Here is a 12,075-nt window from a genome sequence, read left to right as displayed (position 1 = left end):
ATCGCTTTCTTTGCCGCGGGCGACCGTCGGGCAAAGCGTCCATTCTCCCTCGACGAAAGTTTCCAAGTGCGCCGACTACTAGCAATTCTCCTGCCCGGACTGCTGCTGCTGACCGCCTGCGGCGGAACGCCGGCCCCGGAGCCCACCCCCGAGCCCACCAGCCAGTCCGCCGGTGAAACCGCCAAGCTGGATTCCGTCAAGCTGACGGAAAACGGCGACAAGAAGGCCCCCGGTGTGGAGTTCACCAAGCCCCTGGAGGTCAAGGAACCGTCAGTGAAGGTGATCACCGAGGGCACCGGCGACCGCGTCAAGGCCAACCAGATCGCACAGATCTCCATCGTCGCCTTTAACGGCACGGACGGCTCCACCATGGAAGACACCTTCGCCAACGATCCCGAGCAGCTCGAATTGAACGACGACCTCAAAACCAGCAGCTCCGTCATCTACAACGCCTTTGTGGGCGCGAAGATCGGTTCCCAGCTCGCCCTCGCCGTCCCGGGACAGGCCGCCGCCGAGGGTACCGAAGCCCAGCCCAGCCAGCTGCTCGTCGTCAAGGTGATCTCCGCCAAGGACGCGCCGCCGGTCCTGGACAAGCCTGAGGGCGACGCCGTCACCCCGCCGGCAGGACTGCCGACCGTGAAGGACAACGACAAGGGCGTCCCCGAGATTTCCGTAGACGGCGTCGCCGCCCCGACGGCCCTCATCTCCCAGGACCTGATCAAGGGCAAGGGCCCCGAGGTCAAGGAAACGGATACCATCACCGTCAACTACGTCGGTGTCGCCCTGGCCGGCGGCAAGGTCTTCGATTCCAGTTTTGACAGTGGCAAAAAGGCCACCTTCCCTCTCACCGGCGTCATCAAGGGCTGGACCCAGGGCCTGACCGGCAAGACCGTCGGCTCCCGCGTCCTCCTGGTCGTCCCCAAGGACCTCGCCTACGGTGACGAAGGACAGGGCGATGCCAAGGGCGATCTCGTCTTCGTCGTCGACATCCTCGGCGTCAAATAGCCAACTCCACTCACCACGCACACACAGAGCCACGCACGAAGGAGCAACCATGTCTTTTGGAGAACGCAAGCTTGACCGCGAAAAGCCGGAAATTGACTTCCCCCAGGGCGACGTGCCCACCGAACTGGTCATCACCGACCTGATCGAGGGCGACGGCGCCGAGGCCAAGGCCGGCGACACCGTCTCGACCCACTACGTCGGCGTCGCCTGGTCCACCGGCGAGGAATTCGACGCGTCGTGGGGCCGCGGCGCGCCGCTGGACTTCCGGGTCGGCGTCGGCCAGGTCATCCAGGGCTGGGACCAGGGCCTGCTGGGCATGAAGGTCGGCGGCCGCCGCCGGCTGGAAATCCCCTCCGGGATGGCCTACGGCTCCCGTGGCGCCGGCGGGGCGATCGGCCCCAACGAGGCCCTGATCTTCGTCGTCGACCTCGTCGCCGTCCGCTAAGGCAGCGGGCAGCCAGCCAAGCGCCTGATACGGCGCCTGGCACTGCGCCGGACGCCAAGCGCGGTAACAATCGGAGAAGTTCTTCCGGCGGTTACCGCGCTTTCGGCATTTTCCGGCAGGGACTTTAGTACCCTTGCGGGGTGTCCGCCTCACGTACAGAACGCCTCCTGAACCTGCTCATCGCGCTGCTCAACACCCGGTACGGGCTCCGCCGCAGCGAACTGCGGCAGAAGGTCTACCACGACACCACCAGCAACGACATCTCCTTCGGGCGGATGTTCGAACGCGACAAGAGCGAGTTGCGCCAGTTCGGCTTCGAGGTGGAAACGGTGCTGGACCTGGGCTGGGGTTCGGATGATCCGGCCACCACGCGGTACCGGATCGGCAAGGAATCCAACCGGCTCCCGGACGTCAGCCTGACCCCCGGGGAACGCACCGTGCTCATTCTGGCGGCCCGGCTCTGGGAACAGGCCGCGCTCGGTTCCGCCGCCGTGAACGCCGTGCGCAAGCTGCAGGCAGCCGGGGAACTGCCGGACGCGGAACTGCCGGCAGGCGTCCAGCCGCGCATCCGGCCGGCCGGCCAGGCCTTCGAGGACCTCCTCGCGGCCATCCATGCCCAACACCCGGTGAGTTTCCGGTACCTCGCCGGCAGCACCGGCAAGGAGGAGGAACGCCTCGTCGAGCCCTGGGGCCTGGGCAGCCGCTTCGGGCAGTGGTACCTCGTGGGCCAGGACCGGACCCGCGGCGCCAAGCGCTTCTTCCGCCTCTCGCGCCTGACATCCGCCGTCACCATCCTGGACAAGGAGCCCACCACCGCGCCGGCGGGATTCAATGTCCGTGCCGAACTGGCCGGCCTTCACGAGCTGCCCGTCCGGTCCGCCGTCGTCGACGTCCAGGCAGGACGGCTGCTGGGGCTGCGCAAGCGGGCCACCGCCGCTGCCCCCGCCGCTGCCCCCGCCGCGGCGCCTGGCGCGGAACGCGTCGTCGAAAGCGTGGCAGGGGCGGGGCCCGGCGCCGGCCGGGACCGTCTCACCGTGCCGTTCCGGGATGCCGGGACGCTCGGTGAGGAACTCGCGTCCTACGGGCCCCGGGTTCTCGTGGTGTCCCCGCCCGAGCTAGCCACGGCCGTGCGGCGGCGCCTGGCTGCCGCGGCCCGGTTCGCCGCGGCCCCCGCCCCTGCCGTTGCCTTCGCTGAGGTTTTCCGGCAAGCGGGGCCGGCCAAGCGCGGACGCAAGCGCACCTCCGAAGACCAGCTCAAGCGGATGCTGCAGCTGGTCCCGTTCCTGGTCCATAACCAGGGCCTGCACATCAGCGAGGTCGCCGCGACGTTCGGTGTCACCCGCAAGGAGCTCGAGGAGGACCTGCGGATCCTGATCTGCTCGGGCCTGCCGGAGGGGTACCCCGACGAGCTGCTGGACATCCAGTGGGACGACGACCATGTCTTCATCAGCCAGGACCTGGAGCTGAACCGCCCGGTCCGGTTCACGGTGGAGGAGGCCTGCGCCCTGCTGACCGGGCTGGAGACGCTCAACGGCCTGCCGGAACTGGCCGAAGGCAGCGCCCTGGAGTCCGTGACGCTCAAGCTCATGGCGGCGGCGGGGAAGGAAGGGCTCAAGGCGGCCTCGTTCTCCGGACCGGAGGTCGGGCCGGAGAACTCAGCGACCCTGGCCACGGCGCGTGAAGCCATCCGCACCGGCGCGCAGCTGCGGCTCACGTACTTCTCGCCGCAGCGGGACACCGTCTCCGAGCGGGACGTGGACCCGCGCCGGCTCTACTCGCTGGACAACACCTGGTATCTCGAGGCGTACTGCCACTCCGCCCAGGGGCTACGCAACTTCCGGCTGGACCGGATCGAAACCCTGCAGCCGAACGGCCGCCCGGTGTCCCGGGCGGCCGGGCCCGCGGACGGGTTTCCGGTGAAACTCTTCACCCCGAACGACGACGACACCCTCGTGGTGGTGGAACTGACCCGCCGGGGCGCCGGCCTCGCCGACGACTACTACGCCGAGCGCACCGCCGCCCTGCCCGACGGCGGGATGCTGGCCGAGATCCGGTTCGGCAGCACGGACTGGCTGCCCATGTTCGTCGCCCAGCATGGCGGTACCGTGCGGATCCTGGCGCCCGTTGCCCTCGCGGAGGCCGCCCGGGAGTGGATCGACGCGGCCCTGGCCCAATATGAAGACTAAGCGGTACGGAGGCTAGACTACTCAGCATGCCTTGGTGGTCCTGGATCGTGATCTGGATAGCGCTTGTCGCGCTGTCGCTGTTGTTCTTCGGCGTGCTCGGCGTCCGGCTGTTCCGGGCGTTCATGACGACGGCCAGGGAACTCGGCGACGCAGCGGAGCGGTTCTCCCGGTTCCCGCCCGGCCCGGGCCCGGCGGCAGCACCCGGCGCGCGCCCTGCCCCGGGCTCCGCCGTCTTTGCCTCGCCCGCCCGGATGCGACATGATCACCACACCGCCCGGCTCGCCCGGCAGGAGGCCCGCCGCCTGCGCCGCGTCCAGCGCAAGGCGGACCGGGGCCAGCCCCAGTCGCTCCGCGACATCGATTTCAGTTCGACGTAGGATGTACTCAAACGAAAGGACCTCCCCTCATGAGGCTTGAAGGCTGGCATCTCATCATCATCATCGTTCTCGCATTGGTGCTTTTTGCCGCACCGAAGCTGCCGGGCATGGCCAGAAGCCTTGGCCAGTCGATGCGTATCTTTAAGTCGGAAGTCCGCGAAATGAAGAAGGACGGCTCTTCCGCGTCCGCCGCGGACTCCGAGGCCGTTGAAGGCAAGGTCGTGAACCACCCTAAGACCACGGGCGCCGAAAGCGGTACCGGAGACGGCGCCGACGTTCCGCCGCCGAACCGCGCCTAAGACTCCATGGCAGTATCCATGAGCCGCCGAACCAACCCCGAGGGGCGGATGGCGCTCCTCGACCACCTGAAAGAACTGCGGAACCGGCTCTTCAAGGCTGCGATCGCCGTCGTGCTGGGGACCGTCGTCGGCTTCCTTGTCTACCAGCCCATGCTCACGGCGCTGATCAAGCCGATCCGTGACCTCAACGAACATCAGGGCCGGCAGGCCACGCTGAACTTCGACGGCGTGGCCAGTTCCTTCGACCTGATGATCCAGGTCTCGGTCTTCCTGGGCCTTATCATCGCCAGCCCCGTCTGGCTCTACCAGCTCTGGGCGTTCATCGTCCCGGGGCTGCACAAGAAGGAACGGCGGCTCGCCCTCTCCTTCGTCGCGGCGGCCGTGCCTTTGTTTGTCGGCGGTGTGCTCCTGGCCTGGCTCGTGCTGCCGAACGCGGTCCGCGTGCTGACCGATTTCACCCCCTCCGGCGGCTCCAACTTCATCAGCGCCCAGATCTACCTGTCCTTCGTCCTGCGCCTGCTGCTGGCGTTCGGCATTGCGTTCCTGCTGCCGGTGGTCCTGGTCGGCCTGAACATGGCCGGCATTGTCAAGGGTCAGCAGCTCCTCAAGAGCTGGCGCATCACCGTGTTCCTGGTGTGCCTGTTCTCCGCCATGGCCGCGCCGGGCGCGGACGCCACGAGCATGTTCTACCTTGCCGTGCCCATGCTTGTGCTCTTCTTCACGGCAATCGGCCTGTGCCTGCTCAGCGACCGCCGCCGGGAAAAGCGGGCCATCAGGCGCGCGGCGGAAACCGAGGCAACCGCGGACCTGGCGACTCCCAGCTCCGAGCTGGGGAATCTCTAGCCGCTGGCGCATTAGGCTGGAAGCATGTCCTCCATCCCCGGGCCGGAGTCGCCGTCCGAACGCTACCGCGCCAGCGCCGAGCGGGCCGCCGAAGCCAAAACGTACCTGGGCGGTTTCATCCGTTCGCTCGAATTCGAACTCGATGACTTCCAGCGCGAGGCGTGTTTGTCCCTTCAGGCCGGCAGGGGTGTGCTGGTCGCAGCCCCCACCGGAGCCGGCAAGACCATCGTGGGGGAGTTCGCCGTCTATCTGGCCCTCCAGCGGGGGCTCAAGGCCTTCTACACCACCCCCATCAAGGCCCTGAGCAACCAGAAGTACGCCGAGCTGGCCGCGAAGTACGGTGCAGCCGGGGTGGGCCTGCTGACCGGCGACACCAGCATCAACGGGGAGGCCCCCGTGGTGGTGATGACCACCGAGGTGCTCCGCAACATGCTGTACTCGGATTCCGGCACCCTGGACGACCTCGGCTTCGTCGTGATGGACGAGGTCCATTACCTCGCCGACCGCTTCCGCGGCGCCGTGTGGGAGGAGGTGATCATCCACCTGCCCAGCGAAGTGCAGGTGGCATCGTTGAGCGCCACGGTCTCCAACGCCGAGGAATTCGGCGCCTGGCTGGACACCGTCCGGGGCCAGACCGACGTGATCGTCTCCGAACACCGCCCGGTCCCGCTCTGGCAGCACGTCATGGTGGGCCGGAAAATCGTGGACCTCTTCGCCGGCGACACCACCTTCGACGAGATCGCGCCGGCCGGCGAATCCGGTAGGGCGGCAGTGTCCGCCGCCCCCGCGGCAGCCGTCGCAACCGCCAACGTCGGCACGCGGGGCGGCTTCGAGGTCAACCCGGAACTGCTGTCCATGGCCCGGGCCGAGAGCCAGATGAATTTTTCCGGCCGCTTTGGCCATGGCGGCCGCAACCAGCGGAATCAGCGCAAGCAACACAGCCAGCGGGACGACGACGCCGTTCAGGGCGGCCCGCGGAGCCCCGTCCGGAAGGCCAGCCGTCCCCAGGTCATCGCCAGCCTGGACCGGCAGGACCTCCTGCCGGCGATCACCTTCATCTTCTCCCGCGCCGGCTGTGACGCCGCCGTGGCCCAGTGCATCGCGGCGGGGCTGTGGCTGACGACGGAGCAGGAACAGCTCCTCATCGCCCGGCGGGTCGATGAGGCCGCCCAGGACATCCCCTCCGACGATCTGGACGTCCTCGGGTTCTGGAGCTGGCGGGACGGCCTGCTCCGCGGACTTGCCGCCCACCACGCCGGGATGCTGCCCACCTTCAAGGAGGTTGTGGAGAAACTCTTCGTGGACGGACTGGTCAAGGCCGTGTTTGCCACCGAAACCCTGGCGCTCGGCATCAACATGCCGGCCCGCTGCGTCGTGCTGGAGAAGCTGGAGAAGTTCAACGGCGAGGCCCACGTGGGCATCACCGCCGGGGAGTACACCCAGCTGACCGGCCGGGCCGGCCGCCGCGGGATCGACGTCGAAGGCCACGCGGTGGTGCTGTGGCAGCCCGGCACGGACCCTGCCGCCGTCGCGGGCCTCGCCTCCCGGCGGACGTACCCGTTGAACTCGAGCTTCCGGCCCACGTACAACATGTCCATTAACCTGCTGGCCCAGTTCGGCCGGCCCCGCGCCCGTGAGATCCTTGAATCCTCCTTCGCCCAGTTCCAGGCGGACCGCTCCGTCGTCGGGCTGGCCAAACAGGTCAGGAGCCGGGAAGAGTCCCTCGCCGGCTTCGGCAAGGCGATGACCTGCCACCTCGGGGACTTCACCGAATACGCCCGGCTGCGGCGCGCCCTCTCCGATGCCGAGAACAACGCCTCCAGGAGCAACTCCCGGGCCAGGAAGTCGCTCACCGAGGACTCCCTGAGCCGGCTGCTCCCGGGCGATGTGGTGGATGTGCCCAGCGGGCGGGCGCCCGGCCTCGCCGTGGTGCTCAGCTCGGACCACCACTCCCGCGAGCCCCGTCCGGCCGTCATGACCCTGGACAACCAGCTGCGGCGGATCGGCGTCCACGACGTCGAGGGCCCGCTCTCGCCGATCACCCGGATCAGGATCCCGAAGTCCTTCAACGCGAAGGTGCCCAAGTCCCGGCGCGATCTGGCCTCGTCGGTGCGCAACGCCATCCGGGACAACCGGCCGCCCACGCGGCCGAGCCGGAGCGACGACTTCGGCCGCGCCGCCGCGCTGCCGGACCAGGAGAAGAAGATCGCCGAGCTGCGCCGTGCGCTCCGCGCACACCCGTGCCATGGCTGCAGCGAACGCGAGGACCACGCCCGCTGGTCCGAGCGCTGGTGGAAGCTCCGGCAGGAGACGGACGGCCTGGTCCGCCAGATCCAGGGCCGGACCAACACCATCGCCAAGACGTTCGACCGGGTCTGCGGGGTGCTGGCGGGCTACGGCTACCTGGAGACCTCCGAATCGGGTGCGCTCACGATCAGCACCGACGGACAGCGGCTCCGCCGGATCTACGGGGAGAAGGACCTGCTGATTTCCCAGTCCCTGCGGATGGGCGCCTTCGACGACCTCGACGCCGCCGAGGTCGCCGCCCTGGCCAGTGTCCTGGTCTACCAGGCCAAACGGGAGGACCGCGGGCTGCGGCCGCGGATGCCCAGCGTGTCGCTGGAATCCGCCGTCGACACCGTGGTGCGTGAATGGTCAGCCCTCGAAGACGTGGAGGAAGCTAACAAGCTCCCGCTCACCGGAGAGCCCGAGCTGGGCCTGGTCTGGCCGATCTTCAAGTGGGCCAAGGGAAAGCACCTCCAGGACGTCCTCAACGCCACGGAGCTGGCCGCGGGCGACTTTGTCCGCTGGGTCAAGCAGGTCATCGATCTCCTGGACCAGCTGGCCAAGATCCCCGGCCTGGACCCGCGCGTGGCGCGCCTCTGCGCGGAGGCCATCAAACTGGTCAAGCGCGGCGTCGTCGCCTATTCGACTGTGGGATGACCGCCGCCTGAGTACGGCCGCACCTGGTCCAGAACTGTCCCGCAACCCTTCCGGACGCCCCGTCCGAATGCCCCGTCCGAACAGGTCCGGCACGACGCCGCCCGCCACCTCCCAGCCACAAGGAGCCCCTGCACCATGACCGATTCACCGGCCACCCCCGCAGCACGCAAGGTCACGCTGTACCGCAACGGTTCCGTCTACACCGCAGCCGATCCCTTTGCGACGGCGATGCTGGTCGACGGCGACACGGTCGCCTGGGTCGGCTCCGAGCAGGCCGCGGCCTCCCTTGCCGACCCGTCCATGGACGTCGTCGACCTCCAGGGCGCGCTCCTGGCTCCCGGATTCGTCGATTCCCACGTCCACCTGACCGAGACGGGCATTGCCCTGGGCACGCTGCGGCTCGGCGGAGTCCGCTCCGCCGCCGAGCTGCTTGACGCCGTCGCGGGCGCCGCCGCGGGCGCCGGCACAGACGGAACGGTGCTCGGCCACGGCTGGGAGGAGACCCTGTGGGCCGATCCCGCCCTGCCCGTGCGGGAGGAACTCGAACGGGCCGCGGGCGGCCGGAAGGTCTACCTGTCCCGCGTGGACGGGCACTCGGCGCTGGTTTCTTCCTCGCTCGCGTCCGCCGCCGGGCTCGAAACCCTCGAGGGTTTCGCCGGCGGCAGCCAGGTCAAACATGCCGCCCACACCGCCGCCCGGCTCGCGGCGCGGCGGCTGCCCGCCGCCACCCTCCGCGGCCACCAGCAGCGGGCGCTGGCCGAAGCGGCCGCCAACGGCTACGTCGCCCTCGCCGAAATGGCCGCCCCGCAGATCGGCAGCATCGAGGACCTGCAGCTCGCGGCGGCCTGGAACGCCGGCCCCGACGGCGCACCCGACGTTCCTGAAATCCTGCCGTACTGGGGGCAGCTGGCCACCTCGGCCGACCACGCCCGGTCCATCCTGGCGGGACTGGGCGTGTCCGTGCTCGGCCTCGCCGGAGACCTGAACATTGACGGCTCGATCGGTTCGCGCACCGCTGCCCTCGGGGACGACTACAGCGACGCACCGGGGGAGCGCGGCAGCCTGTACCTCTCGGTCGCGGAGGCCGCGGCGCATCTGGCCGCGTGCTCGCTGCTGGGAATCCAGGCGGGCTTCCATGTGATCGGGGACGCAGGCCTCGCCGCGGCCCTGGACGCCCTGGACGAGGCCGCAGCCGAGGTGGGCGAGCAGCGGGTCCGCGCCGCCGGCCACCGCTTTGAGCACGTCGAGATGGCCTCCCCGGACGCCATCAGCAGGCTGGCCGGGTACTCCGTGACGGTCAGCGCGCAGCCGGTGTTCGACGCGCTCTGGGGAACAGGGGACGGCCTCTACGAGCAGCGCCTCGGCGGCCGCCGCCGGGGGATGAACCCGTTCGGCTCTTTCTATGCAGCCGGCGTCCCGATCTGCTTCGGCAGCGACAGCCCGGTGACGCCGCTCCGGCCATGGTCCAGCGTGCGCGCCTGTCTGGAGCACAACAACCCGGACGAACGGATCTCCGCCCGCGCCGCCTTCCTCGGCCACACCCGGGCCGGGTGGCGGGCAGCCCGTTACCGGAACCCGATGGCCGGCCAGCTGGTCCCGGGCGCTCCCGCCACCTTCGCCGTCTGGGAGGCCGAGGAACTCATGGTCCAGGTCGCCGACGCCAGGGTGCAATCCTGGAGCACCGACCCCCGGGCCCGCACGCCGCTGCTGCCAGCCCTGGACACCGGCACCGATCCGGCCTGCCTCCTGACCGTCCGGGACGGCCGGGAACTGTTCGCCCACGGCTCCCTCGCGTCCTGAGACGGCGCCGAAACCGGACTTTCGCACTGGTAGCGGAGGTCAGGACCAGCCCTCCACGTCCGAACGCATTTCGCGCAGGCGTGCCCTGAGCTCAGGCAGGCTGGCAGCGGCAGTATTCCAGACGATGTCGTAGCGGATGCCAGAGTAGTCGTGGGCCAGAACGTTCCGCAGCCCGCGCAGGTTGCGCCACGGGATCGACGGATACCGCCCCCGCACCTGCTCTGGGATCCGGTCCGCGGCGGTGTTCAGGTCCACGAGGACCGACTTCATGGCCTCCCGTGAGCGCCAGTTGTCGGGATTGCTGAAGGCTTCTTCGCCCTCCTCAACGATCTGCGCTGCCCAATCAAGCCGCTGCTCCATGTCGCCCAGCAAGTCCAGGATCCGCTGCTTCGGCGCCGCGGCAAGTGAAAAGGTCGGTTCGCTTTGCCTTCTTGGCGTGAACCGCCCACCCTCGGGCATGTCTTGAGGGCCGTGATTCACAACGGGACTGCTTCGCCCAGAATGCGGTCCATCACTGAACCCGTGGACCCGGAAGGGACAATGTCCACGTCCACGCCCAGCAGATCGACCAGATCGAGCCGAAGCCCGGCAAGGTCGAAGAGCGTCGCACCTGGCTCAAGGTCGACAAGGAGATCAAGATCGGAGCCCGGCGTGTCCTCGCCGCGCACCGCCGACCCGAAGACACGGACGTTGCCGGCCTTGTGCCTTCTTGCGGCTTCCAAGGTCTCGCCACGGTGCTCGGCCAGGATCTCTGAAGGCCTGCGCCTGAGGGCAGCCATAATCCGCTCCAGGGTCTCGGGCCGGGGAATGCGTTTCCCGGATTCGTATGCTGACAGATTCGGCTGGCTGACGTGTGCGAGCTCGGCCAGACGTTTTTGGCTCAGCCCGGATTGGACCCGCTTCAGGGCGATCTCATTGGTCATGAAAGCGAGTATATCGACCCGATATAGCTCAGGAAAGCAGCTCAGGTCCAGTAGGTACAGACGACAGGACGCAACGACTTCCAGGTCCCCGGGCCAAGCGGCGACACGCCGCGCGCGGTGCGGACACACCGTATTGCCGGCCCGAAACCGTTGCCCCAAACACGCCCCTGACCTGCGACGACGGATGAAACGGCAGGTCACAGTGCGGTTGACAGATCAGGACGCGGCCGTAGCATTGAGGGTCAACGGAGGCTTGCGTACGGCGCAGGATCCGGTTGATCCCGGCCAGTTGCAGGTTGCCGCACACGCGGCAGCTTTCTTTGGTCGTGACCATGGGCACCCCCCGGGGCCGGTCCACTTCGCAGCAGAAAACGGTTCCGGCGGCGCATCCCGTGGGCTTCCGGAACTGGCCCGAAGCGGGTGGATCTGCCCCGGGGGATGCCTGCGGCCGCCGAGGGGGCGGGCGACTCCCTATAATGGAGAATTGCGCCTCAGTCACTGCTGCCTGCCGGGTGCTTTGACCGCTCCCTACAAGGAAAGGCCCCGCTGTGCGTGTCCTCACCATTATCCCGACCTACAACGAGCTGGAATCGTTGCCCAAGACCCTCGGGCGCCTTCGCACTGCTGTGCCGGCTTCCGATGTCCTGGTTGTCGACGACAACAGCCCCGATGGTACGGGGCAGCTGGCGGACCGCTTCGCCGCTGAGGACAGCCAGGTCCACGTCCTGCACCGCCAGGGCAAGGCGGGACTCGGGGCGGCCTACATCGCCGGCTTCAGGTGGGGCCTCGAGGCGGGCTACGACGTCCTGGTCGAGATGGATGCGGACGGTTCGCACCAGCCGGAGCAGCTCCAGCAGCTCCTCGACGCCGTCGAACAGGGCGCGGACCTCGCCATGGGCTCACGCTGGGTTGCCGGCGGCAGCGTTGTGAACTGGCCGCTGTACCGCCAGGCCATCTCCCGGGTCGGCAGCACCTACGCCCGCATCATGCTGGGCGTCAAGATCAAGGACGTGACGGGCGGCTTCCGCGCATTCCGCCGGAGCACCCTGGAGAAAGTGAACCTGGACTCCGTCGATTCGGTCGGCTACGGCTTCCAGGTGGATCTCGCCTGGCGCGTGGCGAAACTGGGGCTGACGATCGTGGAACGGCCGATCACCTTCGTTGAGCGCGAACTGGGCGCCTCGAAGATGAGCGGAAACATTGTGGTGGAAGCCATGGTCAACGTCACGAGGTGGGGCCTGGCGGCACGCTGGA

General features: G+C 68.5%; 11 protein-coding genes. 9 read left to right on the top strand and 2 right to left on the bottom strand.

Translation table 11 applies throughout. The features are described from left to right. Nucleotides 1-66 precede the first annotated feature (66 nt). The 8 genes from J9611_RS14255 to J9611_RS14220 all read left to right on the top strand — a co-directional run bounded on the left by J9611_RS14255 (nucleotide 67) and on the right by J9611_RS14220 (nucleotide 9,898). Nucleotides 67-1,005: an FKBP-type peptidyl-prolyl cis-trans isomerase gene (locus J9611_RS14255; protein ID WP_211881068.1), complete on the top strand. Its 939-nt coding sequence runs from the start codon at nucleotides 67-69 to the stop codon at nucleotides 1,003-1,005. 49 nt (nucleotides 1,006-1,054) lie between these two features. Continuing rightward, entirely contained in the window at nucleotides 1,055-1,450 is a 396-nt protein-coding gene (locus tag J9611_RS14250; protein WP_211881066.1) for an FKBP-type peptidyl-prolyl cis-trans isomerase, read from the top strand. Nucleotides 1,451-1,590: 140 nt separating this feature from the next. Next, on the top strand, nucleotides 1,591-3,636 hold the full coding sequence (locus J9611_RS14245) for a helix-turn-helix transcriptional regulator (protein ID WP_211881064.1): 2,046 nt from the start codon (nucleotides 1,591-1,593) through the stop codon (nucleotides 3,634-3,636). 26 nt (nucleotides 3,637-3,662) lie between these two features. Further along, nucleotides 3,663-4,013 carry a hypothetical protein gene (locus J9611_RS14240; protein ID WP_211881062.1) on the top strand — a complete coding sequence of 117 codons (351 nt, stop codon included), beginning with the start codon at nucleotides 3,663-3,665 and terminating at the stop codon, nucleotides 4,011-4,013. Nucleotides 4,014-4,042: 29 nt separating this feature from the next. After that, nucleotides 4,043-4,312: a Sec-independent protein translocase subunit TatA gene (gene tatA, locus J9611_RS14235; RefSeq protein WP_211881061.1), complete on the top strand. Its 270-nt coding sequence runs from the start codon at nucleotides 4,043-4,045 to the stop codon at nucleotides 4,310-4,312. 48 nt (nucleotides 4,313-4,360) lie between these two features. Then, nucleotides 4,361-5,155, top strand: a complete 795-nt coding sequence (tatC, locus tag J9611_RS14230) for a twin-arginine translocase subunit TatC (RefSeq protein ID WP_211881093.1) — start codon at nucleotides 4,361-4,363, stop codon at nucleotides 5,153-5,155. Nucleotides 5,156-5,179: 24 nt separating this feature from the next. Further along, nucleotides 5,180-8,098: a DEAD/DEAH box helicase gene (locus J9611_RS14225; RefSeq protein ID WP_211881060.1), complete on the top strand. Its 2,919-nt coding sequence runs from the start codon at nucleotides 5,180-5,182 to the stop codon at nucleotides 8,096-8,098. A 135-nt stretch (nucleotides 8,099-8,233) separates the two neighbouring features. Continuing rightward, nucleotides 8,234-9,898 (top strand): amidohydrolase, encoded by a 1,665-nt coding sequence (locus J9611_RS14220; protein WP_211881059.1) that lies wholly within the window; start codon nucleotides 8,234-8,236, stop codon nucleotides 9,896-9,898. Nucleotides 9,899-9,937: 39 nt separating this feature from the next. Here J9611_RS14220 and J9611_RS14215 read toward each other — a convergent pair whose 3' ends face one another. After that, on the bottom strand, nucleotides 9,938-10,357 hold the full coding sequence (locus J9611_RS14215) for a HepT-like ribonuclease domain-containing protein (RefSeq protein WP_211881058.1): 420 nt from the start codon (nucleotides 10,355-10,357) through the stop codon (nucleotides 9,938-9,940). 17 nt (nucleotides 10,358-10,374) lie between these two features. After that, a complete protein-coding gene (locus J9611_RS14210) occupies nucleotides 10,375-10,821 on the bottom strand; it encodes a helix-turn-helix domain-containing protein (RefSeq protein ID WP_211881057.1) in 447 nt (148 codons plus the stop codon). A gap of 548 nt (nucleotides 10,822-11,369) precedes the next feature. Between J9611_RS14210 and J9611_RS14205 the strand changes: the two genes are divergently transcribed. Continuing rightward, nucleotides 11,370-12,075 (top strand): polyprenol monophosphomannose synthase (locus J9611_RS14205; RefSeq protein ID WP_211881055.1); only part of this gene is annotated, 706 nt, incomplete at its 3' end.

Source organism: Pseudarthrobacter albicanus (assembly GCF_018224015.1).
Taxonomy (GTDB): domain Bacteria; phylum Actinomycetota; class Actinomycetes; order Actinomycetales; family Micrococcaceae; genus Arthrobacter; species Arthrobacter albicanus.
The sequence above is the reverse complement of the archived record's forward strand: the minus strand, read 5'-3'. Positions and strand labels throughout refer to the sequence as shown.

What these genes read in the sequence shown, in the direction of transcription:
- J9611_RS14225 (WP_211881060.1), top strand. Translation starts at nt 5,180, where the DNA reads ATGTCCTCCATCCCCGGGCCGGAGTCGCCGTCCGAACGCTACCGCGCC.
- tatC (WP_211881093.1), top strand. Translation starts at nt 4,361, where the DNA reads ATGGCGCTCCTCGACCACCTGAAAGAACTGCGGAACCGGCTCTTCAAG.
- J9611_RS14215 (WP_211881058.1), bottom strand. Translation starts at nt 10,357, where the DNA reads ATGCCCGAGGGTGGGCGGTTCACGCCAAGAAGGCAAAGCGAACCGACC.
- J9611_RS14220 (WP_211881059.1), top strand. Translation starts at nt 8,234, where the DNA reads ATGACCGATTCACCGGCCACCCCCGCAGCACGCAAGGTCACGCTGTAC.
- J9611_RS14210 (WP_211881057.1), bottom strand. Translation starts at nt 10,821, where the DNA reads ATGACCAATGAGATCGCCCTGAAGCGGGTCCAATCCGGGCTGAGCCAA.
- J9611_RS14240 (WP_211881062.1), top strand. Translation starts at nt 3,663, where the DNA reads ATGCCTTGGTGGTCCTGGATCGTGATCTGGATAGCGCTTGTCGCGCTG.
- tatA (WP_211881061.1), top strand. Translation starts at nt 4,043, where the DNA reads ATGAGGCTTGAAGGCTGGCATCTCATCATCATCATCGTTCTCGCATTG.
- J9611_RS14250 (WP_211881066.1), top strand. Translation starts at nt 1,055, where the DNA reads ATGTCTTTTGGAGAACGCAAGCTTGACCGCGAAAAGCCGGAAATTGAC.